The 23,415-nt window shown below is 72.0% G+C and carries 22 protein-coding genes; 16 read left to right on the top strand and 6 right to left on the bottom strand.

Annotated features, from left to right (window positions below; translation table 11 throughout):
* Window position 1 precedes the first annotated feature (1 nt).
* Both FHX82_RS19005 and FHX82_RS19010 read left to right on the top strand, forming a co-directional pair.
* Window positions 2-1,507: a S1 family peptidase gene (locus FHX82_RS19005; RefSeq protein ID WP_145934194.1), complete on the top strand. Its 1,506-nt coding sequence runs from the start codon at window positions 2-4 to the stop codon at window positions 1,505-1,507.
* 16 nt (window positions 1,508-1,523) lie between these two features.
* Window positions 1,524-2,714 carry a hypothetical protein gene (locus FHX82_RS19010; protein ID WP_145934193.1) on the top strand — a complete coding sequence of 397 codons (1,191 nt, stop codon included), beginning with the start codon at window positions 1,524-1,526 and terminating at the stop codon, window positions 2,712-2,714.
* On the opposite strand, the gene FHX82_RS19015 is transcribed toward FHX82_RS19010, so the two are convergent.
* Window positions 2,715-3,044: a CU044_2847 family protein gene (locus tag FHX82_RS19015; RefSeq protein ID WP_145934192.1), complete on the bottom strand. Its 330-nt coding sequence runs from the start codon at window positions 3,042-3,044 to the stop codon at window positions 2,715-2,717.
* A gap of 89 nt (window positions 3,045-3,133) precedes the next feature.
* On the opposite strand from FHX82_RS19015, the gene qcrB reads away from it, so the two are divergent.
* Window positions 3,134-4,804, top strand: coding sequence for a cytochrome bc1 complex cytochrome b subunit (qcrB, locus tag FHX82_RS19020; protein ID WP_183176735.1), 1,671 nt, complete (start codon window positions 3,134-3,136; stop codon window positions 4,802-4,804).
* 332 nt (window positions 4,805-5,136) lie between these two features.
* Here qcrB and FHX82_RS19025 read toward each other — a convergent pair whose 3' ends face one another.
* Window positions 5,137-5,595, bottom strand: coding sequence for a hypothetical protein (locus FHX82_RS19025; RefSeq protein ID WP_145934190.1), 459 nt, complete (start codon window positions 5,593-5,595; stop codon window positions 5,137-5,139).
* A gap of 239 nt (window positions 5,596-5,834) precedes the next feature.
* Here FHX82_RS19025 and FHX82_RS37740 point away from each other — a divergent pair, with 239 nt between their 5' ends.
* Window positions 5,835-6,620, top strand: a complete 786-nt coding sequence (locus FHX82_RS37740; RefSeq protein WP_145934189.1) for an IclR family transcriptional regulator — start codon at window positions 5,835-5,837, stop codon at window positions 6,618-6,620.
* Here FHX82_RS37740 and FHX82_RS19035 read toward each other — a convergent pair.
* Both FHX82_RS19035 and FHX82_RS19040 read right to left on the bottom strand, forming a co-directional pair.
* Entirely contained in the window at window positions 6,596-7,609 is a 1,014-nt protein-coding gene (locus FHX82_RS19035) for a dihydroorotate dehydrogenase (RefSeq protein ID WP_145934188.1), read from the bottom strand. The genes FHX82_RS37740 and FHX82_RS19035 overlap by 25 nt on opposite strands.
* A complete protein-coding gene (locus FHX82_RS19040) occupies window positions 7,610-8,980 on the bottom strand; it encodes an MFS transporter (protein WP_145934187.1) in 1,371 nt (456 codons plus the stop codon).
* Between the two features lie 142 nt (window positions 8,981-9,122).
* Between FHX82_RS19040 and FHX82_RS19045 the strand changes: the two genes are divergently transcribed.
* From FHX82_RS19045 to FHX82_RS19085, 9 genes are all read left to right on the top strand, one after another.
* Window positions 9,123-10,013, top strand: a complete 891-nt coding sequence (locus tag FHX82_RS19045; protein ID WP_145934186.1) for a DUF6282 family protein — start codon at window positions 9,123-9,125, stop codon at window positions 10,011-10,013.
* 12 nt (window positions 10,014-10,025) lie between these two features.
* Window positions 10,026-10,892, top strand: coding sequence for a cupin domain-containing protein (locus tag FHX82_RS19050; protein WP_145934185.1), 867 nt, complete (start codon window positions 10,026-10,028; stop codon window positions 10,890-10,892).
* Window positions 10,889-11,659, top strand: coding sequence for an HpcH/HpaI aldolase family protein (locus tag FHX82_RS19055; RefSeq protein ID WP_145934184.1), 771 nt, complete (start codon window positions 10,889-10,891; stop codon window positions 11,657-11,659). Before FHX82_RS19050 ends, FHX82_RS19055 begins: the two co-directional genes overlap by 4 nt.
* Complete coding sequence (locus FHX82_RS19060; protein ID WP_145934183.1) at window positions 11,656-12,498, top strand: LLM class flavin-dependent oxidoreductase; 843 nt, start codon at window positions 11,656-11,658, stop codon at window positions 12,496-12,498. Before FHX82_RS19055 ends, FHX82_RS19060 begins: the two co-directional genes overlap by 4 nt.
* Entirely contained in the window at window positions 12,498-13,418 is a 921-nt protein-coding gene (gene kce, locus FHX82_RS19065; protein ID WP_145934182.1) for a 3,5-dioxohexanoate:acetyl-CoA acetone transferase, read from the top strand. The genes FHX82_RS19060 and kce overlap by 1 nt, the downstream gene beginning before the upstream one ends.
* The gene (locus FHX82_RS19070; protein WP_145934181.1) at window positions 13,418-14,164 is read left to right on the top strand and encodes an SDR family NAD(P)-dependent oxidoreductase; all 747 of its coding nucleotides are present in this window, start codon (window positions 13,418-13,420) and stop codon (window positions 14,162-14,164) included. The genes kce and FHX82_RS19070 overlap by 1 nt, the downstream gene beginning before the upstream one ends.
* Before the next feature lie 115 nt (window positions 14,165-14,279).
* A complete protein-coding gene (locus FHX82_RS19075) occupies window positions 14,280-15,740 on the top strand; it encodes a glycoside hydrolase family 76 protein (protein ID WP_183176705.1) in 1,461 nt (486 codons plus the stop codon).
* Between the two features lie 37 nt (window positions 15,741-15,777).
* Window positions 15,778-17,064, top strand: coding sequence for an MFS transporter (locus FHX82_RS19080; protein ID WP_145934180.1), 1,287 nt, complete (start codon window positions 15,778-15,780; stop codon window positions 17,062-17,064).
* Window positions 17,065-17,129: 65 nt separating this feature from the next.
* Window positions 17,130-19,172 (top strand): glycosyl hydrolase family 65 domain-containing protein, encoded by a 2,043-nt coding sequence (locus tag FHX82_RS19085; protein ID WP_229880611.1) that lies wholly within the window; start codon window positions 17,130-17,132, stop codon window positions 19,170-19,172.
* A 93-nt stretch (window positions 19,173-19,265) separates the two neighbouring features.
* Here the strand turns inward: FHX82_RS19085 and FHX82_RS19090 are convergent, their stop codons facing one another.
* Together FHX82_RS19090 and FHX82_RS19095 are read right to left on the bottom strand one after the other, a co-directional pair.
* Complete coding sequence (locus FHX82_RS19090) at window positions 19,266-19,847, bottom strand: dihydrofolate reductase family protein (RefSeq protein ID WP_145934179.1); 582 nt, start codon at window positions 19,845-19,847, stop codon at window positions 19,266-19,268.
* A gap of 108 nt (window positions 19,848-19,955) precedes the next feature.
* The gene (locus FHX82_RS19095; protein WP_145934178.1) at window positions 19,956-20,291 is read right to left on the bottom strand and encodes a hypothetical protein; all 336 of its coding nucleotides are present in this window, start codon (window positions 20,289-20,291) and stop codon (window positions 19,956-19,958) included.
* Window positions 20,292-20,533: 242 nt separating this feature from the next.
* Between FHX82_RS19095 and FHX82_RS19100 the strand changes: the two genes are divergently transcribed.
* Genes FHX82_RS19100 through FHX82_RS19110 form a run of 3 tightly spaced genes read left to right on the top strand, consistent with a single transcriptional unit; the run spans window position 20,534 to window position 23,198 of the window.
* The gene (locus FHX82_RS19100; RefSeq protein WP_145934177.1) at window positions 20,534-21,694 is read left to right on the top strand and encodes a molybdopterin-dependent oxidoreductase; all 1,161 of its coding nucleotides are present in this window, start codon (window positions 20,534-20,536) and stop codon (window positions 21,692-21,694) included.
* Complete coding sequence (locus FHX82_RS19105) at window positions 21,691-22,137, top strand: hypothetical protein (RefSeq protein ID WP_229880613.1); 447 nt, start codon at window positions 21,691-21,693, stop codon at window positions 22,135-22,137. Before FHX82_RS19100 ends, FHX82_RS19105 begins: the two co-directional genes overlap by 4 nt.
* On the top strand, window positions 22,134-23,198 hold the full coding sequence (locus tag FHX82_RS19110; protein ID WP_145934175.1) for an NAD-dependent epimerase/dehydratase family protein: 1,065 nt from the start codon (window positions 22,134-22,136) through the stop codon (window positions 23,196-23,198). The genes FHX82_RS19105 and FHX82_RS19110 overlap by 4 nt, the downstream gene beginning before the upstream one ends.
* The last annotated feature ends 217 nt before the right edge of the window (window positions 23,199-23,415 follow it).

The following is a 23,415-nucleotide window of genomic DNA, read 5'->3' on the forward strand; positions in this document are numbered from 1 at the left end:
CATGCCCGTTCGGGACTACCTCGGGCGTGTCGTCACCCCGGACGGCGAGGCGGCGGGCACCTGCTTCCAGATCGCGCCGGGCCTGCTGGTCACCGCCTGGCACGTGGTCGCCGGCCTGCCCGCCGTGGCGGTGGAGGCGCTCGACGGCTCCGGCGAACGCGCCGACGCGCACGTGCTGCGCGCCGACGAGGTGCACGACCTCGCCCTGCTGCACAGCACCGGCCCGCTGCCCGGCTCCGTGCGCCGCTGGCTCGCCAGCGACGGCGTGCCGCTCAACACCGAGGTCGTCGTCACCGGGGTGAGCCGGGTCGACGACGAGGACCGGGAGTACCGCTACCTCGACGCCCCGGGCACCTGGGCCGGCGGCACCACGCGCGACGGGGACGTGGCGCTCGGCCGGTTCTCCTCCGGCGACGTCGTGCTCGGCATGAGCGGGGCGCCCGTCCGCCGGGTCGCCGACGACCGCGTGGTGGGTGTCGTGTCCGCCCGCTACAACAGCGCCGACGGCTGGCTCGCCGGCACGGTGTGGGTCGCGCGCACCGAGGATCTGCGCCGCCTGCTGGAGGACGTCCGCGCCGCGCCCGGCCCGCGGCCGGTGCACTGGGACGAGCTCGGCGGGCTGCTCGACCTGCCCCGCACCGCCGCGGTGCCCGCGCGGGTGAAACCGCTGACCGCGCTCCTCGCGGTGGCCGCGGCGATCGTGCTCGCCGTCGCCGTCACGCTGGTCGTCCTCCGCCCGGGCAGCGACGCGAGCCCGCCGCCGGGCACGCCCGTCCGGTCGGCGGCCAACGCCAGCCCGGTGCCCGCCGATCCGGCCGCGCCGCCGGTGCTCGTCGAGAACGTCACGGCGTTGCGCGACAACGCGAGCGACGGCAGCTTCGCCCTGCCCGAGCCGCTGGCCATGACCCCGGCCGAGCTGGCGCGGTTCAACCAGGAGGTCTCGCCCAGCACGCGGGACTGGGAGGGCTGGTACGGCGACCGCGGCGGCGCCGCGCTCGGCTCGGGACTCACCACGATCACGGTGCGCGGCAACAAGGACGAGCAGGTCCGGATCGTCGACCTCAAGGTGGTCAAGCAGTGCGGACCGCCGTTCGACGGCACGTTCTTCCAGGGCTACAGCCAGGGCACCGGCGACAACGTCACGATCGGCTTCGACCTCGACCAGAACGACCCGTCGGCGCAGGAGATGGCGTTCACCGGCGCCCGCGGGCTCTTCCCCACGGGCGACCACTTCTTCGACCGCCACACCGTCACGCTCGCGCCCGGGGAGGTCGAGACGATCACCGTCGGCGCCTTCACCACGCAGCACTCCTGCACGTTCCGCCTGCAGCTCATGGTCGCGACCGCCGAGGGATCGTTCACCGAGGACGTGACGAACGCGGGCAAGCCGTTCGTGGTCACCGCGATGGCGCCGCCCGTGACGGCGGGCAAACCGCTGTCGGGCTACCGCCAGGCGTACCGGCTCGACGAGGGCCGGGAGTGGATCCAGGTCGCGCCGGGCGCCTGAGCGGAAGGGAGATCGCGTGCGGGTCAAGACGCTGCTCGTGCTGCTGGCGGCGGTCGTGCTGCTCGCGGCAGCGGTCACGGTCGTCGTGGTGGTCAAGCCCTTCGCGGGCTCGTCCGCCGCCGACGACGGCACCTACGCCTACACGACCGAGCGCGAACTGGTGGTGATGCGGGACCGCACGGTGGTCAGCCGGGTGAGCCGGATCTTCGACCTCGCCGACCCGATGCACGACAAGGTGGTGTGGACCGACGACGGCCAGCGCGTCGCGGTCCTGTCCGACACCGCGATCCGCCAGGAGGACCCGCAGGAGACGGAACTGCTGTGGGTCGACGTGCGGTCGGGGGAGCAGCACCGCAGTCCCTGCCCCCACTGCGACGACCTCGCCGCGGCGGGCGGCTCGTCCCTGCTGCTGATGACCTGGGAGTCCGAATCGCGGTCCACGTTCACCACGCTCGACCTCGCCGACCCCGCACACCCCACGCCCGTCGCATTCCCGCCTGCCGCCGACAGCAGCTACCTGCGGATGTTCCTCACCTCCGGCGGCGGCAGGCTGCTGACCCGGCAGGGCGTTTCCGGGCAGCGCAACACCTACTTCCAGCGGGTGGAGCTCGTGCGGATCGGGGATCCGGAGGGCGTCGCGGTGGGCCGGTTCGAGTCGAACGACTACCCGGTGGCGACGGCGAGCTCCGGCGGCGACGGCGGATTCGCGGTGGCGTTCCGGCCGGCTCCGGGGGAGTGCGTGGCGGACTTCCCGGTCTACCTCGTCGACACCGCCGGGCACGCGACGAAGACCGACCTGTCCCAGGCGTATCCGCCCGGGTACGTCCGCGGCACGCAGGGCGGGATCGAGGTCCACGACCTGTGGTGGGGACGCGAAAACCGGCTCTACGCCACGATTTCCTCGTGGACGTGCGACGAGGGCAAGCAGGCCGAGGACGAGAAGCAGGTGCCCGTCCGGCCGTCCTCGGTGTGGCGGCTGGACGGCAACCGGTGGGTGCCCGACGCGGGCGAGGGCGTCACCTCCGCCCGCGAGATCGGCCCGGCCCGGATGGAGCTCGCCGTCCCGTCCTGCACCGGCCCGCGGCCGCCGGGGGCGGACACGGACCCGGCCTACTGCCGCACCGGCCCGCTGTACCGGGCCGAGGACGGGCGGCGTGACCTGGTCGCCGACCACGTGCTGGCGCTGTCCGCGCCACCCCGGGGCTGATCAGGCGCGGGGCCCGGCCTCGTAGGTCAGCTTCACCTTGACCGTCGCGTCGAGGGAACCACCCGCGACGATGATGTTGCCCTTCGCCGAGAACCCCAGCCCGAACTCGATCTCCAGCTTGTCCGGGGACACGGCGTTCTCCAGCCTGCCGAACATCTCCGCGGTGGAGCGTGCGGTGCTCACGATGACCTCCTGGGCCGTCTCGAGCAGGTCCACCGCCCGGCCGCCCGCGTCGCTCAGCCGTGACGTCGGTTCCGAACCCGGCACCGGCACCGTTTCCACGAGCACGTCGACCCCACCGAACCGCATCCGCTCCAGGCGTCCTGCCACCGCGCGTTTCCTTTCGCTCGACCCCGCGACAATCTACGCGGACGGTGTTTCACTGGTGGTGTCCCGGGCGATCCCGGGGGCGGGAGGCCATCATGAGCCCTGTGACGCCGACCAGACGGGCCGGATTCCTGTCGCGCCGAAGCACGGAGGCGGCCCGGAACGTCGACCAGCGTTATCACGCCTCGGCGGGCCTGCGGCGGCAGCTGAACAAGGTGTTCCCCACGCACTGGTCGTTCCTGCTCGGGGAGCTGGCGCTGTACAGCTTCATCGTGCTGATCGCGACGGGCGTGTACCTGACGTTGTTCTTCGACCCGTCGATGCGCGAGGTCACCTATCAGGGCAGCTTCCGGGACCTGCAGGGCGTGGAGATGTCGCGGGCGTTCGCGACGACGCTGGACATCTCGTTCGACGTGCGCGGCGGGTTGTTCGTGCGGCAGCTGCACCACTGGGCGGCGCTCGTGTTCGTGGCGGCGATGATGGTGCACATGTGCCGGATCTTCTTCACCGGCGCGTTCCGCCGTCCGCGTGAGGCGAACTGGCTCATCGGGGGCCTGTTGCTGATCCTCGGGATGTTCGAGGGCTTCTTCGGCTACTCGCTGCCGGACGACCTGCTGTCCGGCACCGGGGTGCGCGCGACGTTGTCCGGCATCGTGCTGTCGGTCCCGGTGATCGGCACGTGGTTGCACTGGGCGTTGTTCGGCGGGGAGTTCCCGGGTGACGTGATCGTGCCGCGCATGTACTCGCTGCACATCCTGCTGCTGCCGGGGATCATGCTGGCGCTGGTCGGGGTGCACCTGGCGCTGGTGTGGTACCAGAAGCACACGCAGTTCCCGGGCGTGCGGCGCAAGGAGACCAACGTCGTCGGCGTGCGGATCATGCCGGTGTTCGCGCTCAAGGCCGGGGCCTTGTTCGCGATCGTCACCGGCGGTCTCGCCCTGATGGCGGGGGTCTTCCAGATCAACCCGATCTGGAACATCGGGCCCTACAACCCGGCGCAGGTCTCGGCGGGCTCGCAGCCGGACTGGTACCTCGCCTGGGCCGACGGCGTGCTGCGGGTGTTCCCGGCGTGGGAGCTGTACCTGGGCCGGTACACGGTGCCGCCGGTGTTCTTCGCCGGGGCCATCGGGCTGACGGTGCTGTTCACCCTGCTGCTGACCTACCCGTTCCTCGAACGCAGGCTGTCGGGGGACACCGCGCACCACAACCTGCTGCAGCGCCCGCGTGACGCGCCGGTGCGCACCAGCATCGGCATCATGGCGCTGAGCTTCTTCATGCTGCTGGAGCTGTCGGGGTTCAACGACATCATCGCGCTAAACTTCGACATCTCCCTGAACGCCACGATCTGGGCGGGCCGCATCGGGCTGCTGGTGGTGCCGCCGCTGGCGTACTTCCTGACGTACCGGATCTGCCTGGGTCTGCAGCGGGCCGACCGCGAGGTGCTGGAGCACGGCATCGAGACGGGCATCATCAAGCGGCTGCCGCACGGCGAGTTCATCGAGATCCACCAGCCACTCGGCGGCGTGGACGGGCACGGGCACCCGCTGCCGCTGGAGTACCAGGGCGCGCCGCTGCCGAAGAAGGTGAACAAGCTGGGCCTGGCGGGCACCCCGGTGCCGGGCAGCCTGCTGCGCCCGGACCCGGACGAGGAGAGCCGCGCGCTGATCCGCGCCCGCCACGCGAACGGCGACGCCGAGGACCGCAGTCAACCCGCGAGAAGCACCACCTCGACCGGCGCCCCGTCGCAGGAACTGCCACCGTAACGGGCGGGAGTGTGAAGTGCGCCTTTCGTGCGGCCGCCGCTGCTTCCCGGCGTCCGGTGGGGCGCTTCGTGGGGTCGCTGCTTTCCGGGTGTCCCGGTGGCCGGGCCTCTCGTGAGGCCGCCACTGCTTCCTGGTGGGGGGCTGGCCCTCCGTGGGCTCGCCGCTGCTTCCTGGTGGTCTGATCGGGTCGCTGTTTCCCCGGCCCGTCACGACGCGGGGCCTGCCATCACCGGATTTCCGGCCCATCGCCACGACCGCATGGGCCCGACCGCGTTGGCGGCCGCCGCTGCTTCCCCGCGGCCTGACCAGCCCCGCCCGCCCGCCTCCGGAGGTCAGTCCGTCCCCGCGGCGGCGAGGCCGATGAGGTACCGGTGCCGCTGGGCGAGTTCGTCCAGGTCCGGGATGTCGGTGACCAGCGTGCGGGGTTCGCCCGCCGCCCTCGGGGGGAGCAGGATCAGCAGCGTCTGCCGCCGCTCGGCGGTGGTGGCGATCCAGTCCTCCGGCATCGCCAGCGGGCCGGTGCCGACGCGCAGGTGGTGACCCGCGGCGGCCACGATGAGGCCGGTTCCGTCGGCGGCGGCGAGGACGCGGCAGCCCGCGGCGAGCGGCCACAGGCCGTGGCGCCACTCCCACGGGTTGAGCGGGGCCAGCCCGGCGCGGGCCAGCACCGCGACGAGGCACCGGTGTTCGTCCGGCCCACCCGGTTCGAGCAGGAGCAGCGGATAAGGAGTGGCGTCGTCGTCGTACGAGACGAGCTCGAACTGCCAGCGGCCTGCCAGTGACATCAGCACGGGGACCCGCCTTTCGGCGTGCGGAGGGAGGGACGCCCGGTGGCTGCAGGCGGCGCGGACCGGAGTCCGGTCACCGCGTGGTACCCCGCCGCGGCGGCGGAAAAACCGGGATTTCCCGGCGTTCGGCGCTGTCCCCGGTCCTCCGGCGGAACCGGTCCCGCTTCGGGTAGCCTCACGAGGCGTGTTCACGAAGTGAACAGCGTTCCCAGGCTCTCGATCACCGTCCGGCGGAGGCTCCCGTGACCAAACCGACCCGGTCGGACGCGGCCCGCGGGGGCGACCAGGCCGACATCCAGGCCGTGAGCCGGGTCAGCCAGATCCTGTCGCTGTTCGACCCGGCCACGCCCGAGGTGACGCCGGGGATGGTCGCCGAGCGGCTGGACCTCAACCGCACCACCGCGTACCGGTACTGCACCTCGCTGGTCGCGGCCGGCCTGCTCGAACGCAGCGCCGAGGGCGGCTACGTGCCCGGCGCCCTGCTGCTGCAGCTGGGCGCGTTCGCCATCGGCCACCGCCGGGTCGTCAACCTCGCGCCGCGGCACATGCAGGCCCTTTCGCGCGCCACGCAGTGCAGTGTCGTGCTCAGCCTGTGGGGCCTCACCGGCCCGGTGGTGTCGCGGGTGGAGGAGAACACCTCGACCATCGTGATCGTGTCCGTGCGCGTCGGCAGCCACCTGCCGATGGACACGGCGCAGAGCAAGGTCTTCCTCGCCTACCACGCCGACCAGCTGTCGATGGAGCGCCTGATGGCGAACCTGCCCGGCCCGGCGCGGGACGAGCTGCGCGCCGAGGTCGAGCGCGTCCGCGAGGTCGGCTACTGCACGGCGATGAGCACGCCCGGCGTGGTCGCGGTGGCCGCCCCGGTCTTCGACGAGTACGGCATCTGCGCCACCATCGCCATCGTCGGCCCGGACAACACGCTCTCGATGTCCGACGACGCGCCGGAGCTGCGCGTGGTCATCGACACCGCCCGCGGTCTCACCCACGAGCTCGGCGGCCACTACCGCCCGGACGGCGCGGTGTAGGGCAGCCAGGCGGGCGACGGGTTCGGCGGGATGTCCGCGTAGTCCCGCGTCCCGGCGAGGGCGCTGCCGGCGAACTCCTCCGGATCGCGCCCGGACAGGTACGCCTCGACTCCGGCGACCAGGTCCGCCAGCACGCCGGGCCCCTTGATCCACAGTGCGGTGACGACCTCGACGGCACGGGCACCCGAGGCCAGGAACCGCAGTACGTCCGCCGCGGTGCGCGCGCCGTTCGTGCCGATCAGCGGCGTACCGGGACCGAGCGCGAGACGCGTTTTGGCGACCCAGTACAGGCTCATCGGCAGGCACGCCGGTGAGCCCCACGCGCCCCACGACCCGAGCACCGCGCCGCCGTCGAGGTCCGGCAGGAAACCCGGGTAGCGGCCGACGAGCCCGACGGCGTCCGCCCCGGCCGAGCGCGCGGCCCGGGCGAGCGCCACGACGTCGGACGCCTGCCCGGGCAGCTTGACGAACAGCGGCACGTCGACCGCGGCCCGCACGGTCCGCACCGCGTCGTGCACGGCGTCCACTTCGGTCAGCTGGCGCACCGCGCGGGCCTCCCGGCCGTGGGGCGCGCCGACGTTCAGTTCGACGGCGGGCACCACCGCCGCCATGGCACGCCCGATCCGGGCGGCCGCGTTCGCGTCGCCGAGGGTGATGCTGCCGAGCACCGGGCAGTTCCCCGGCGCGCCGTGCTCGACCGCGGCGGCCAGCACGCCGAGCCATTCGTCCAGCTCCACCTGCGCGAGCCCGGACCGGTTCAGCAGCCCGTCGCCGAGGTCGGCCGAACCGGTGGGGCGGACCCGCCGGTCGCCGGAGACGAAGGCGTAGCCGGCGATGTCCAGCTGCCGCCGCGCGGCGGCGCTCTCGTTCACCGACTTCGCCACCACGGCCCCGGCTCCCGCGTCGATGCACGCGGTGATGCCGTCGAGCGTCATGGTCAGTTCCGACGAGCCCACCCACACCGGGTTGGCGGTGCGCAGCACGTCCACTCAGGACAGTCCGGGGATCGTGCGGTCGTCGGCCATGTCGACGTCCTTCGTCTCCGGGCCGAGGAAACCGCCGAGGCTGATCAGCAGCCCGGCGAGCGCGATCAGCACGGCCGGTGCCAGGTGCGCGGGCAGCACGCCGTCGAGGCGCTGCAGGTAGAACTGGTAGAACGCGGGCGCGATCAGGGCGAGGCTGTAGCCGACGCCGTACGCGGTGGAGCGGATGCTCGCCGGGAAGCGCTCGGTCAGGTAGGCCGCGATGGGGCCGAACGTGCCCACGGTGAAGATCCCGATCAGCACGCCCCACCCGAGCGCCGCGCCGAAACCGCTGTGCGACACCATCAGCAGGGAGTAGGACCCGGCGCCGAGCACCACGACCGACAGGCCGTAGCCGATGTAGAACCGGCGCCGCCCGATCCGCTGCGACAGCAGGCCGAACAGCGGGTACGACAGCGCCGCGGCGGCGTTGATCACCAGCATGGTGAGCGTGACCTGCTTGCTCGACAGGTGCAGGTGCGAGGCCAGCTGCCCGGGCGTCACGGCGGCCTCCATGTTGGTGGCCAGCCAGGTGCCGGTCATCAGCACGAACACCTGGGCCAGCGCCTTCGGGTAGCGCGCCAGCAGCCGCACGAACGGGAGCTTGTGCCGCTCGCCGGTCACCGCCGCCGGCGGTTCGTGCACCTGGCGCAGGTAGTAGCGGAACAGCACCACGGCCAGCAGCGCGCCGATGACGAACGGCACCCGCCAGCCCCACTGCACGTAGGCGCTGTGCAGGCCCTGCGACGGCAGCAGCTGGAGCATCAGCAGGGTGATCGCGGCGATCATGACGTACGCGCCGGGCGAGGTCGAGGTGATGATCGAGGCGTACAGGCCGCGTTTGTGCCGCGGGCTCCACTCCATCGCCAGCGGGACAGCGGTGGTGTACTCGCCGCCGAGGAAGATCCCGTCGACGAACCGCAACGCGATCAGCAGGCCGACCGACCACACGCCGATCGTCTCGTGGCCGGGCAGGCACGCGGTCGCGAGCGTGATCGTGCCGAACCCGCCGACGGCCACGAGTGTCGTGCGCTTGCGCCCGACGGTGTCCGCGAAGTGGCCGAAGATGATCGCGCCGAGCGGGCGCCCGATGAGCGTCGAGGCGAACACCAGCGACGACAGCAGGGCCGTCGTGCTCGCACTCAGGTTCGCCGCCTGGAAGTAGGCCGTCGCCGGGGCCAGCACGACGATCGGCAGGTAGATGTCGAACTGGTCGACGAAGTAGGCGAGCGTGCCGCCGCGCACGGCGGCGCGGACCTTGGCGGGATCCGGGGCGTGCGCGGTGCGGGGCGGGTCCAGGGCCGCGGTCGGTTCCGTGGCAGGGGACGGTGTGGACATCGTCGTCCTCCGAACTTCCAGTTCGCGAAGTGAACAGCCCATACCGTAATCAGGCCGAAGTGCTGGCACAAGAGGCTCGACGGGGTTGACTAACGGTCCTATAGTGAACTGTGACTTCACATTACGAACGAAGGGCGTCCCTATGAGCCAGCGTCCCGCCGTCGCCGCCGTTCTGGACGGTCTGGTCGACATGCACGTCCACTCCGGCCCCAGCCCGTTCCCCCGGCGCTTCGACCACGTCGAGGCCGCGCAGGACGGCGCGCGGATCGGGATGCGCGCGATGGTCGCGAAGTCCCACCACCACAACACGCAGATGGACATCCTCGCGATGAAGGGCCGGTTCGCCGGCGTGGCCGCGCAGGCGTTCGGCGGCATCGCGCTCAACAGCACGGTGGGCGGGCTCAACGTGCACGCCGTGCGCATGTGCCTGCGCATGGGTGGCAAGGTCGTGTGGTTCCCGACGATCTCCTCCGGCAGGCACATCGAATGCCACCCCGAGGACGGCGCGTTCCCCACCACCACGGTGCCGCTGACCCTGGAGCGCATCGACATCGTCGACGAGCGCGGGGAGCTCAGGCCCGAGGCGGGCGAGATCCTCGACGAGATCAAGGAGCAGGAGGCCGTCGTCAACGGCGGCCACATGTACCCCGAGTACATCCGCACGCTCTTCCAGGCGGCGAAGGACCGCGGCATCACGCGGATGGTGGTGAGCCACCCGGACTTCGTGATCGGTGCCGACCCGGACCTGTGCCGCGAGCTGATCGAGCTGGGTGCGTTCGTCGAGCACGAGGTCGGCATGTACGACCCCGAGGGCACGCAGAAGTGGGACCCGAAGCAGCTGCTGAACTGGATCGAGGCGCTGGGCCCCGAGCACACCGTGCTGGCCTCGGACTTCGGGCAGAAGGCCAACCCGAAGCCGGTCGACGCGTGGCTGCGGGTGAGCGAGGCGCTGCTCGACCTCGGTCTGTCCGAAAAGGACCTACGACGGATGGTCCGTGACAACCCGACGTACCTGCTCAACCTGGACGCCTGAAAGGACTCCCCGGTGTACGAAAAGGACGATCCCCGGTCGGCGCTCGCCACCGCGGCCCGGCCCGACAGCGGCGACGCCATCGCGGCGCCGCAGTACTTCGACCTGCGCGAGCACCCGGTCGTGCGGGCGCAGAACGTCATCCTGGTGCACACCGATGCGCACGCCGGTGACGACCTCGACAACGGGACGCTGGAAGGCGAACTGGCGGTGATCGTCACGGACGCGTCACCGGCGTTCACAGTGCTCACCGCCGACGGCGCGACGAAGGTGACCGAGCCCGGGCTCGTCGTCGTCCCGCCCGGCGCCTCGCGGATCAGCGTGCACGGCGACGGGCCGCTCGTGCGGCTGGTCGAGGCGACCGAACCGGCGTGGCGCGACCGCGTGGCGAACGCCGACGCCTACGCGCAGGACGCCCCGCGGGTGTCCTTGTTGCGGCGCTGGCCGGAACCCGTTGGCGGACAACGGGTCCGCGTCTACCCGCTGTCCGAGGTGCCCGACGATCCGAAGCGGTTCGGCCGCATCTTCCGCACCCGCTCGTTCATGGTGAACTTCCTGCCGCTGCAGGACGGGCCACGGGACCCGCGTAAGCTGTCGCCGCACTCGCACGACGACTTCGAGCAGCTTTCCCTTGCCGTGCAAGGGGAGTACGTGCACCACATCCGCACGCCCTGGCTCACCGACAGCACCGCCTGGCGCGAGGACGAGCACGTGCGGATCGGCAGCCCGTCGGTCACGATCATCCCGCCGCCCACCGTGCACACCTCCGCGGCGAGCGCCCCGGGCGTGAACCAGCTGATCGACATCTTCAGCCCGCCGCGGGTGGACTTCTCGGAGAAACCGGGCTGGGTCCTGAACGCCGACGACTACCCGATGCCGTGAGCGCGCGCACGGGCGGTGGGCTGTTCTCCCGCGACCGGACTCCCGTCGGCACCTGGCTGAAGATCGCGTCGGGCGAACCGGTGGAGATCATGGCCTACGCCGGGTTCGACTTCGTCGTGGTCGACCTGGAGCACGCGCCGCTGGACCTGCAGACCGCGTACCAGATGATCAACTCGGCGGCCGCACTCGGCCTGGCGCCGCTGGTGCGGGTGCCGGACAAGACGCCGTCGACGATCCAGAAGATCCTCGACGCGGGCGCCATGGGCATCCTCGTGCCGCACGTCGACACCGTCGAGCAGGCGGCCGCGGTGGGGCAGGCGTGCCGGTTCCCGCCCCAAGGCGTCCGCGGCGCGGGTGGCACCAGCCGAGCCGGGGCGTGGGGGCTGCGCCCGAACGCCGAGTACCTCGCGACCGGCAACGACGACGTGCTGTGCATCCCGCAGCTGGAAAGCGTCGAGGCGATCAAGGCGGCGCCGGAGATGCTGGCACTGGACACCGTGGACGCGGTGTTCGTGGGTGCGGCCGACCTGTCGATGTCGATGGGCAGCACCCCGGCCTCACCCGAGGTGCTGGAGCTGGTCGCGTCGGCGATCGAGGCCGCGCACGCGGCGGGCAAACGCTGCGGCCTCGCGTTCGGCGGTGTCCCGGCCCGCGCGGCGCAGGCGGTCCGTGACGGGTGCGACTTCGTGCTGCTGAGCAACGACACGTCGATGCTGGCCGAGGCCGCGCGCGGGCTGGTCACGGCGTTCCGGGACGCGGCGGGATGACGCTTTCGCTGCCCCGCACGGCATTGTCGCTGGCCGAGCTGGACGACCTCGATCACGAAGGCGTCGTCCGGTTCGTGCGGAGGCTCGAAGAGTACGGCCACCGGATGGTGTGGCTTCCGGAGATCAACGGCCGCGAGGCGTTCACGACCGCGGCCCTGGTGCTGGCGTCGACGGAGCGGCTGGTCGTCGGCAACGGCGTGGCCCGCGCGCTCGAACGCGTGCCGAAGTCGGCGGGGTCGGCGGCGCGGGGCCTCGCCGAGGGCTATCCGGGACGGTACGTCCTGGGCCTCGGGGTCAGCGGTGCTGTCCGTGCACGCGGGACCGGGCCGCTGCCGTTCCTGCGCGAGTACCTCGACGGCGTCGACAAGGTGGCCGCGGGCGTGCCACGGGTGCTGGGTGCCTACTCGCCCGGAATCACCCGGCTGGCGGCCGAACGCGCCGACGGGCTGATCACGTTCCTCGTTCCGCCGGAGCACACCCGGTGGGCGCGGGAGACCGTCGGTCCGGACCTGTTCCTGTCGGTCGTGCAGTGGGCGGTGGTGGGCCGGGACCGCGCCGCCGCGCGTGAGGTCGCCCGCCGGCGCCTGGCCTACTACCTGACGCTGCCGCACCAGATCGCGAAGCTGACGCGGCTCGGGTTCACCGACGCCGACCTGGCGCCGCCCGGGTCGGACCTGCTGGTCGACGCGCTCGTCGCCGGCGGCACCCCGGAGCAGGTGCGCGAGGCGCTGCGGCGGCAGTACGACGCGGGCGCGACCCAGGTGGCCGTCAGCCTCCTCGGCCCGCTCGACGACGCCAAGCTCGACGCCTACCGGGCCCTCACCGATTCGGAGAACTGATGCGTGCAGCTGAGAAGGTCATCATCACCACGGCGGTCACGGGGTCGGTCAACGTGCCGTCCCAGAGTCCCTACCTGCCGCTGTCCGCCGACGAGGTCGCCGAGTCCGCGCTGGAGGCGGTCGAAGCGGGCTCGGCCGTCGTGCACCTGCACGCCCGCGAGCCCGACGGGCGGCCCACGGCAGACCCGGAGGTGTTCGAGAAGATCGTCGGGCGCATCACCGAGCGGACCGACGCCGTCATCAACATCACCACCGGCGGCGCGTCGTCGATGACCATGGAACAGCGGCTCGCGGCGGCGCTGCGGCTGCGGCCGGAGCTGGCGTCGCTGAACATGGGCTCGATGAACTTCGTCTACTCCGGCATCGCCGACAAGGTGACGGAGTGGCAGCACGACTGGGAGAAACCCTACGTGCTCAACACCTACTCCCACCCGTTCGTCAACACGTTCGACAGCATCGAGAACACGTTGCGGACGCTGGGGGAGTCCGGCACCCGCTTCGAGTACGAGTGCTACGACATCGGGCACCTGTACTCGCTCGCGTACTTCGCCGACAAGGGCCTGGCGAAGCCGCCTCTGCTGATCCAGGGCGTGTTCGGCGTTCTCGGCGGGATCGGCGCGGACCACGCGAACCTGGAGCACATGGTGCGCATCGCCGACAAGCTCTTCGGCGACGACTACACGTTCTCCGCGTTCGCCGGCGGGCGCGACCAGCTGGCGTTCGGCACGCACAGCGCGTGGCTCGGCGGCCACGTCCGGGTCGGGCTGGAGGACAGCCTGTGGCTCGGCAAGGGGCGGCTCGCGGAGAGCAACGCCCAGCAGGTCACCAAGATCCGGGCCGTGGTGGAGGACCTGGGCAAGCAGGTCGCGACCCCGGCCGAGGCACGGGCGATGCTCGCCCTGCGGGGAAAGGAAAGCTGATGCTCGCCGGAAAGACCATCCTCGTCGTCGGGGCGAGTTCGGGGATCGGGGCGGAGGCCGCCCGCGTGTTCGCGGAGGACGGCGCGTCGGTGATGCTCGTCGCCCGCACCGAGGAACCCCTTGCGGCGCTGGCGAAAGACCTGGAGTCGGCGGGGCACGACGTCGCGTACGCCACGGGCGACGTCGCCGACGCGGCGAGCGTCGCCGCGTTCGTCGACGCCACGGTCTCGCGGTTCGGCCGGCTCGACGGGGCGTTCAACGCGGCCGCGATGGGCCAGGGCGGGCGCCTCGACGCGGTGCCGGAGGAGGACTTCGACCGCATACTGGCGGTGAACGTGAAGGGCACGTGGCTGTGCCTCCGCGAGGAGGTGCGCGTCATGGCGGCGCAGGGCTCGGGCTCGATCGTGAACGTGAGCAGCATCGGCGGGCTGCGCGGCAGCTCCGGCATGGGCGCCTACCAGGCCACGAAACACGCGGTGATCGGCCTGACCCGCACCGCCGCCCACGACTTCGGGCCGCTCGGCATCCGCGTCAACGTCCTCGCCCCGGGCCCCACCGAAAGCCCGATGCTGGACGAGCTGCGCCGGACGATCCCCGGCGGGGTGGAGGCACGGATCGCCGCCACGCCGCTGCGCAAGGCCGGCACGGGCCGCGAAGTCGGGGCCACCGCGGCGTTCCTGCTGAGCGACCGGGCGAGCCACCTCAACGGCGTGGTGCTCCCGGTCGACGGCGGCTTCACGGCGTGAGGTGCCGGCGCCCTGCCGGAATTGGTCTGTACCCATCACCTGCACGGCGGTGTGCTCCGCGCGATCTCCGCCGTATGGTCCAGTCCACTGAGGGGGACTGACCCGGAGGTGTGCCATGCCACGGAGACTTCCCCCGCTGTTCCAGGCCGCGTTCCTCGCCGCGGCCACCGTCGCCGCGATGGCGGTGCCCGCGGTGGCCGACGCGGCGCCGGCCGCGACCGCCGCGATCTGCGACAAGTACTGCGACGCCAGGGATCCCGCGCTCACTTCGGGGGACCGGATCGCCACGGCCGTGACGTCCGGGTCCCGCCGGTTCGAGCTGCACCTGGACGACGGCGACGACATGGGCTGGGCCGGGGTCAGCGGCAGCGCCGCCGGGGACCAGGTGTGGCTGGACCGGTCCTTCGACGGTGGCCGGACGTGGGCTTCGGGCAGCAGGCTCGGCAACACCACCACGCCCTCGGGCTACTCCGGCTGGCGGACACTGATGTACAACGTCGACGACTGGAACGCACGCGCGGTCGGGCTGCTGCGGGCGTGCGGCCAGCCCTCCGGCGGCGGCATCGTGTGCACCGGCTGGGCGCGCACCACCTGGAACGCGGGCGACCGGCGCACGGCGGCGGCCACCGCGCTCATGGGCTTCTACAACCAGGGCACCGGGCTGTTCGACACCACGGGCTGGTGGAACTCCGCCAACGCGGTCACGGCGATCATCGACAACATCCGCGCCAGCGGCATGGGCAGCTACACCTACGTGGTCGCGAACACCTACGACCGCAATATCGGCGCGCAGGGCGGCAACTTCACCAACGACTACCTCGACGACACCGCCTGGTGGGGCCTGGCCTGGGTGGATGCCTACGACCTCACCGGCGACAGCCGCTACCTCAACACGGCGCGCGCCGACGCCGACCACATGTTCGCGTACTGGGACGGCACATGCGGCGGCGGAGTGTGGTGGAACACCACGAGGACCGCGAAGAACGCGATCACCAACGCGCTCTACATCGAGCTGAACGCCGCGCTGCACAACAGGATTTCGGGCGACACCGCGTATCTTTCCCGGGCAAGCGCGGGCTGGACGTGGTATTCCGGCTCAGGCATGATCAACTCGCAGAACCTGGTGAACGACGGCGTGAACCTGAGCACCTGCCGCAACGACGGGAACCCGGTGTACACGTACAACCAGGGCGTCCCGCTCGCGGCGCTGACCCAGCTCTACCGCGCGACCGGCGACAGCAGCCTGCTCGACCGCGCCCGCGCGCTGGCGAACGCGTCCACCACGAGCACTTCGCTCAACAGCAACGGAATCCTGCACGACCCGGGCGAGACGGCGGGCGGCGGTGGCCCCGACGGCCCGTCGTTCAAGGGCGCGTACGTGCGAGGGCTGTCGCAGCTGAACGCGGCGCTGTCGGACCACCCGTACACGGCGTACCTGCAACGGCAGGCGAACTCGGCGTACGCGAACGACCGCAACACCGCCGACCAGTACGGCCTGATGTGGGCGGGCCCCCTCGACACCCCCGACGCGGCGCGGCAGCAGTCCGCGCTCGACCTGATGAACGCGGCGGGCTGAACCCGCGAAGGGCGCCCGGCTCGGTACCATCGGGCGGATGGGGGTAGCTCGCGATCGTCCATCCGCGGGGCTTCCGCTGCTCGCCGTCGGGATCGTCGTGCTGGAGTTCGCCGCCGCGGTGACCAGTTTCGTCGCTTCCACCCTCCTGCCGGTCGTCGCCGGCGACCTGGGCGCGCGGGACCGGCTCGCGCTCCTGGTCGCCGGCTCGACGCTGGGGTTGTTCGTCGCGCTGCCGCTGGCGGACCGGGTGCTGCGGCGGCTCGGTACGCGCGGCACCCTGGCCGCCGGGATCGCCGCCTACACCGGCGGGCTCGTCCTCGCCGCCACCGCCCGGTCCGCGGAGGTGTTCGCGCTGGGCCAACTGGCCACCGGCCTGGCCAGCGGGCTACTGGCGGTGTTCGGGGTCAGCTCCGCGATCCGGCACCTCGACGACCGGGTGCGCCTCCGGGTGGTCGCGGCGTCGTCGGCGATGTGGCTCCTGCCGGCTCTGGTGGGCCCGGCCGCGACGCTCGGCCTGGACCACCTCGTGGGCTGGCGCTGGACGTTGCTGGTGCCGGTACCGTTCGTCCTCTTCGGACGGTTGCTCGTCGTGCGTGCCGTCCGGCACGACCCACCGGACCACGGCGCGCCCCGGCCGCTGTGGCGCACCCTGTGCATCCCGCTCGGCGCGGCGTGCGTGGTGCTGAGCGGGGATCGGTGGCCGCTCGCGGTCCTCGGCACGCTCGTCACCGTCGCCGGGACGGTCGCGGTCCTGCCCGAGGGGACCGCGCGCCTGCGGCCGGGAACTCCCGCCGCGCTCGCGGCCATGGTGTTGTTCGCGGTCGGCTACTTCGGCGCGGACAGCCTGGTCACCGTGCTGCTGACGGCCGGGTTCCGGGTGAGCCTCGGGCAGGCGGCGATCGTGCTGAGCGCGGCACCGTTGTGCTGGGCCGCGACGAGTCTGGTCGCCACGCGGTTCACCTCGCGGGGATTTCCCGCGGCCGGCCTGGGCCTGACCGCCCTCGGCACGGCCGTGCTGGCGGCCGACCTGGCCGCGGGCGGGTCGTTCGCCGTGGCGCTCGTCGCGTGGGCCGTGGCCGGAGTCGGCGTCGGGCTCGCCTATCCCGGTCTGTACCTCCGGGCGACCACCGCGGGCACGAGTGGCTTCACCGCGGCGGAGCTGGCCGCGGCGGTCATCACGGCCGAGTGCACCGGCCAGCTCCTGGGCCGCACCCTCGGCGGCACCTTGAGCTCGGCCGACGAGACCGGCGGCCTGTTCGCCTCCTACGTGCTGTTCGCGGTCGCGCTGGCCGCGGCGGCGGTGCTCACCGTGCGCGGCAGGTGACAGAACAGGACAGGATTCCCCGTGCCACGGGAAAAGACCGGCTACCGCGTGGTGCAATGCCAGACGTGCGCAAACTCCGAGCGGGTATCGCGATGTTCGCCGCCGCGGCCCTGTGCAGTGCGGCCCTCGGCTACGGGGCGGGTGGTGCGCAAGCGATTGCGCCCCCGTCCACGCCCTCGCTCGAGTTCGCCAACCCCGACAGTCAGGCGCTTTTCGGCACCGCGTACGACGAGGCGCTGAAGAACCTGCTGCAGACCAACACGATCGCGGCCGACCCCGCGCGGTACGGCAAGAGCGGGCTGCTCGACCCGGACACCGGGATCGTCCGCGCGGGCGGGGGATACGGCCAGCCGTGGACACGCGACGCGTCGGTGAACAGCTGGAACGCGACGAGCCTGCTCTCGCCCGCGCTGGCGGAGAACACGCTCTGGGCGGTGGTCGACAAGGACGCCGCGGGCAACCTGCGGGTGCAGCAGGACGACCAGCAGTGGGACCAGGTCATCTGGGTGACCGCCGCGTGGCACCACTACCTCGTCACGGGGGACGCGGGCTTCCTCGGCAACGCCTACCGGACGGCCGCCGACACGCTGGCGATCCGGGAGCACGCCACGACGGCCGGCTTCAACCCGCGGTACGGGCTGTTCACCGGCGCGTCGTTCTTCAACGACGGCATCGCCGGCTATCCCGCGCCGCCCGCCGACGCCACGGAGTCCGTGAGCACCGGCAGCATGCCCTGGCCGGGCGTCTCGACCGGAATGTTCCTGAGCACCAACGAGGTCTACTACGCCGCGTACACCAACCTGGCGAACATGGCGGAGAAGCTGGGCAGGCCCGGCTGGGAGGTCACCGGGTACCGCGTCAAGGCCGCCGCGCTGAAAACCGCCATCAACAAGCACTTCTGGAACGCCGAGACCGGGTCGTACGACTACCTGCTGCTCGCCGACGGCACCACCGGCGCGTACCAGGAAGGCACCGGGCTCGCGTTCGCGGTGATCTTCGGCATCGCGAACCCGGCGCAGGCCCGGTCAATCCTCGCGCACACCACGGAAATGCCGTGGGGCATCCCGGACACGTACCCGAACTGGACGCGCTACTCCGACGAACAGCCCGGCCGCCACAACGCGATCGTGTGGCCCCTCGTGCAGGGCCTGTGGGCGAAAGCGCTTTCCCAGCAGGGAGACCAGGCCGCGTTCGCGTCCGAGACCGCGCGCCTGGCCAAGCTCGCCGGCAACAACAGCGGGTTCTGGGAGATCTACAACGGCAACACCGGCGTCGTCGACGGCGGCTGGCAGCGACTCGGCGACACCGTGAAGTTCCACTGGGGCTCGGAACCGGACCAGACCTGGTCGGCCACCGCGTTCCTCGACATGGTCCACTCCGGACTGTTCGGAATGGACTTCACCGACCACGGCCTGTCGTTCACCCCGGACCTGCCCGCGGGCTGGGGCGACGTGACGTTGCGGGACCTGCACTACCGCGACGCGGACCTGACCATCGCACTGCACGGCGCGGGCACGCGGATCCGGTCGTTCACTGTGGACGGTGGAAACGTGCCGGGAAACGACATTCCGGCTTCCTTGCGCGGCAAGCACACCATCGACATCACCCTCACCGGAGCGACGGCCGGGGACCGCGACGGTGACGGCGTGACCGACGCGCGGGACCTTTGCCCGGACACGGCGGGCACGACGGCGTTGCACGGATGCCCCGATCCCGCGCACCTCGAAGCGGAGGACGCGCTCAACACCGGTGGCGTGAAGACCAACGTGAACCACACCGGCTACTCGGGCCGCGCCTTCCTCGACGGGCTCTGGGCGCAGGGCGCGTCGTCGTCCTTCACGGTGCACCGCACCACGGCCGCCGCGGGCACGGGCACGCTCACACTGCGGTACGCCAACGCGAACGACGACGCCCGCACGATGACGTTGTCCGTGAACGGCCGGAAGGTGCGGCAGGTGGCGTTCCCGAAGGTCTCCGGCAGCTGGGACTCCTGGGGCACCGTGACGTTCGGCGGCGTTCCGCTCACCGGCGCGAACCCGGTGGTCACGCTGTCCTACGAGTCCGGAGACACCGGCTCGATCAACCTCGACTGGCTGGAGGTCCGCTGACCGCCGCGGCGGATGAGCACGGCGGCCACCGCTGACCCGAGGCGGACCCCCGGCGGCCGCGGTGCCCCCCGGGCGCATCGCGGCCGCCGGAGTTCACAGGCGGCGCACCCGGTAGCGCAGGTGCAGCACGCGGTCACCCTGGAGCACGAGGTGCGGGTCCTCCAGCAGGTACTGGGCGTCGACCCCGCCGAAGTACCGCTTGCCCCGGCCGAAGACCACCGGCACCACGTCCATCGCCACCTCGTCCACCAGCCCGAGGGCGAGCGCCTGACCGCCGACGTCCCCGGCCGCCACCGCGACGACGCGCTCGCCCGCCAGTTCCCGGGCCTTCGCGACCGCCTTCGCCACGTCGTCGACGAAGTGGTACGACGCCTCGGGATGCCACCCCTCCGGCTTGGGCCGGTGCGACACGACGACCACGTGTTCCCCCGCCGGCGGGGTGCCCTCCCAGCCGTTGGTGAGGTCGAACAGGTGCCGCCCGATCACCATCGCGCCGATGCTCGCCCACATCGGCCGCACGTACTCGGCCGAGCGGCGCGAAACCCGGAACGGGCCGCCGTCGACGAGTTCGGTGTCCCCGTTGGAGTACCAGTCGAACAGCGGTCCGACGTCGTCGAGCGGGTCGGCGATGAAACCGTCCACCGACACGACGTTGTGCATGATCACGGTGCCCATGACTTCTCCTCAGCGGTTGCTCCTGCCGGTACAGACCGCTGCGGCGGAGAAGACTCATCGCGGCGGCGCCGGCTCGCACGATGGCCGCCGTCCAGTCGTGATCCGCGGTCAGAGCGGGCACACGGTCCCGGGTTCGACGGCGCGCACGGTGGCGGTCCGGGTCACGCTGGTCTGCGGCGGAAGCCCGAAACTGGCCTCGCTGAAGATGCAGTAGTTCAGCGTCGTGTTGTTGACCAGCGCGCGCACCACGAGCGGCGGTGAATACGCCCGGCTCTCCCCGGAAGGCACTGTTTCCACGGGCGCGCCCGAGCTGGGCACCAGACACAGGTATCCTGCGGGGCACGCGACGCCGGGCCCGCTGCCCGCCGCGGCCGCCGTGCCACCCGTCGCGAGCGCGGCCACCGCCACGGCCGCCATGGTCGCCGCTGTCTTCCTGAACCCCATCGTCCTCTCCTTCGGCTCTCGTTGCTCCCCACCGCCAGCCTGGCCGGACGACGTCGCGAGCCACAACGCATCCCGGCAAAACCGGGACGGCGAGACCCCGGCGACCTGCGCGTTTCACCCCTCCCGGGACGCACCCGGGGCAACGGCTCAACGGTCCGCAATGGACACTCAACCCTTACGGAATCCTCACCACGTCACCGAACCGCTTACCCCGCCTCCCCGGCGTCCCTAGCATCAGGCCCGTGCGAAGCTTTCGTCCGCGGTTCCGCAGTCCGTTGCGCGGTCCGTGGCTCACCTCCGTCCTCGGCGTGGTTCTGCTGGCCTGCCTGCCCGTCGTGCTCGTCACGGGCCTGCTCGACTACGTCGCCTACGGGCCGCACCAGGGGATTCCCGCCGACGTGGGGCTGCTGCACCTGCCGGTGTTCGATTGGCCCACCCGGCCCGCCTGGCTGTTCCGCCTCACCCAGGGCCTGCACGTCGGCCTCGGACTGGTCCTGGTGCCGGTGGTGCTCGCCAAGCTGTGGTCGGTGATCCCGAAGCTGTTCGCGTGGCCGCCGATCTCGTCGCCGGCCCAGGCGCTCGAACGTCTCACCCTGCTGCTGCTCGTCGGCAGCATCCTGTTCGAGATCGTCACCGGCGTGCTGAACATCCAGTACGACTACGCGTTCGGGTTCAGCTTCTACACCGGGCACTACCTCGGCGCCTGGGTGTTCCTCGCCTCCTTCATCGCGCACGTCGCGCTCAAGCTGCCCACCGCCGTGCGCGCGCTGCGGGGGTCCCGGGCGGACGAGAAGGCCGAGGATCCCGCACCGGCGACGATGAGCAGACGCGGCGCGCTCGCGACGGTCGGCGGCGGGGTGCTCCTGGTCGGCGTGCTCACCGCGGGACAGACCATCGGCGGCCCGCTGCGGGACCTCGCGTTCCTGCTGCCCCGCGGCAGACAGCCGGGGGACGGGCCGAACGGGTTTCCCGTCAACCGCACGGCGGCCGCAGCCCGCGTCGTCGTCGGCGAGGACTGGCGCCTCACCCTCGGCGCGCTGAACCTCACTCGCGACGAGCTCCTCGCGCTGCCCCAGCACACCGCGCGGCTGCCGATCGCGTGCGTCGAAGGCTGGTCGACCGTGCAGACCTGGACGGGCGTGCCGCTGCGGGATCTCGCGAAGCTGGCCGGCGTGTCCGAGCCGGAATCGGCGCTCGTGACCTCGGTCGAACAGGGTCCCTTCGCGCAGGCGATCCTCAACGCCGGCCAGGTCGCCGACCCGGACGCGGTGCTCGCGCTGCGGGTCAACGGCGCGGACCTGAGCCCGGACCACGGTTTCCCGGCCCGGATCATCGTGCCCGCGCTGCCCGGCGTGCGGTGCACGAAATGGGTCCGGTCGATCGAATTCCGGAGGACCCCGTGAAGCCCTTCACCCGCCTGTACGGCGCCGGCCCGGCGCACCTGCTCGTGCTGCTCGCGTGCCTCGCGCTCGCCGCGTACGCGGCTTCGTTCCTGCTCGGCGATCCCGCGCTGTTCACGATTCTCGTCTGGTTCGCCGGTGCGGCGGTGGCACACGACTTCGTGCTGTTCCCGCTGGCCGCGCTCGCCGACCGGCTGCTGTGCCGGGCTCCGATGCGGGTGGTCAACCACCTGCGCCTGCCGCTGCTGGGCGCCGGGCTGACGTTCGTCCTGTTCCTGCCGGGCATCGTGCGCCAGGGCGGGGACACCCATCTCGCCGCCACGGGGCTGACCCAGCAGCCCTACCTGGGGCGCTGGCTGTGGCTGGTGCTGGCGATGTTCGTGCTGTCCGGACTGGTCTACGCCGTGCGTGCGCTGCGCGCCCGGTGGGTGGAGGAGGATTCGTGAAGGTGCTCGTCACGGGCGGCGCCGGGTTCGTCGGCTCCCACGTCGCGGACGTGCTGGCCGAACGCGGGCACGAGGTGTGCCTGCTGGACAGCTTGCTGGACAAGGCACATGGTGGCTGCGGCGCTCCACAGTGGACCGTGGGGAAGAACTTCGTCCACGGGGACGTCCGGGACTCCGAGCTGGTCGGAAAGCTCGTCCGCGACTGTGACGTGGTGTGCCACCAGGCCGCCGTCGTGGGGCACGGGCTGGACCCGTCGGACGGCCCGCTCTACGTGGCGCACAACGACTACGCCACCGCCGTCCTCCTCGCCGCGATGCACGAGTCCGGCCGCCGGCGGCTCGTGCTCGCGTCGTCGATGGTCGTCTACGGCGAGGGCCGGTACGCGTGCGCGGAACACGGCGTCGTGCGGCCGGGCCCACGTAGCCGGGAGGACGTCGCCCGCGGCCGCTACGAGCCGCCGTGCCCGGAGTGCGGCCGCGCGCTCGACTGGCAGCTGGTCGGGGAGGACGCGCCGGTCGACCCGCGCAGCACCTACGCCGCGACGAAGGTGGCGCAGGAGCATCTCGCGTCGGCCTGGGCGCGGCAGACGGGCGGACAGGTGTGGGCGCTGCGGTACCACAACGTGTATGGGCCGCGGATGCCACGCGACACGCCGTACGCCGGGGTCGCGTCGCTGTTCCGCTCCGCCCTTTCGCGCGGTGAAGCGCCGACGGTTCTCGAGGACGGGCAGCAGCAGCGGGACTTCGTGCACGTGCGGGATGTCGCGCTGGCCAACGCACTGGCCGTCGAGCAGGCAGGCGAGCCGGGCGCGCTCGTGCCGGTCAACGTGTGCTCCGGCGAGCCGCACACGGTCGGCCAATTGGCGGCGGAACTGGCCAGATCGTGCGGCGGCCCGGATCCCGTGGTGATCGGCGGCGCCCGCTCCGGCGACGTCCGGCACGTGGTGGCCGATCCCCGCCGGGCGGTGGAGCTGCTGGGCTTCCGGGCGGAGGTCGGTTTCGCCGAGGGCATCGCCGCGTTCGCACACGACCCGCTGCGCGAACCGGCGGCGCTGGGCTGACCTGGCCCCGCCGCGGGGCGACCGGCCCTCGAAGTGGTGGTCGGTGGCACCCACTCCGCCGCCGTCCGGCCGCGCGAAACCGGCGGCGCTGACCTGAACTCGCCCGCCGCGAGCGGCAACCGACCCTCGAAACGGCAGCCCGGCCCGTGGTTGTGCAGGTGGACGAGCCGCCGGGTGGTCGGTGGTGCCTGCTTCGCCGCCGTCTGGTTGCGCGAAC

It is taken from the genome of Amycolatopsis bartoniae (assembly GCF_014191255.1).
GTDB classification, from domain to species: Bacteria; Actinomycetota; Actinomycetes; order Mycobacteriales; family Pseudonocardiaceae; genus Amycolatopsis_E; species Amycolatopsis_E bartoniae.

Bases quoted from the DNA above. Each gene is read 5' to 3' on its own strand.
- FHX82_RS19045 (WP_145934186.1), top strand. From the start codon at position 9,123: ATGAGCCAGCGTCCCGCCGTCGCCGCCGTTCTGGACGGTCTGGTCGAC.
- FHX82_RS19095 (WP_145934178.1), bottom strand. From the start codon at position 20,291: ATGGGGTTCAGGAAGACAGCGGCGACCATGGCGGCCGTGGCGGTGGCC.
- FHX82_RS19060 (WP_145934183.1), top strand. From the start codon at position 11,656: ATGACGCTTTCGCTGCCCCGCACGGCATTGTCGCTGGCCGAGCTGGAC.
- FHX82_RS19090 (WP_145934179.1), bottom strand. From the start codon at position 19,847: ATGGGCACCGTGATCATGCACAACGTCGTGTCGGTGGACGGTTTCATC.
- FHX82_RS19040 (WP_145934187.1), bottom strand. From the start codon at position 8,980: ATGTCCACACCGTCCCCTGCCACGGAACCGACCGCGGCCCTGGACCCG.
- kce (WP_145934182.1), top strand. From the start codon at position 12,498: ATGCGTGCAGCTGAGAAGGTCATCATCACCACGGCGGTCACGGGGTCG.
- FHX82_RS19080 (WP_145934180.1), top strand. From the start codon at position 15,778: ATGGGGGTAGCTCGCGATCGTCCATCCGCGGGGCTTCCGCTGCTCGCC.
- FHX82_RS19070 (WP_145934181.1), top strand. From the start codon at position 13,418: ATGCTCGCCGGAAAGACCATCCTCGTCGTCGGGGCGAGTTCGGGGATC.
- FHX82_RS19005 (WP_145934194.1), top strand. From the start codon at position 2: ATGCCCGTTCGGGACTACCTCGGGCGTGTCGTCACCCCGGACGGCGAG.
- FHX82_RS19075 (WP_183176705.1), top strand. From the start codon at position 14,280: ATGCCACGGAGACTTCCCCCGCTGTTCCAGGCCGCGTTCCTCGCCGCG.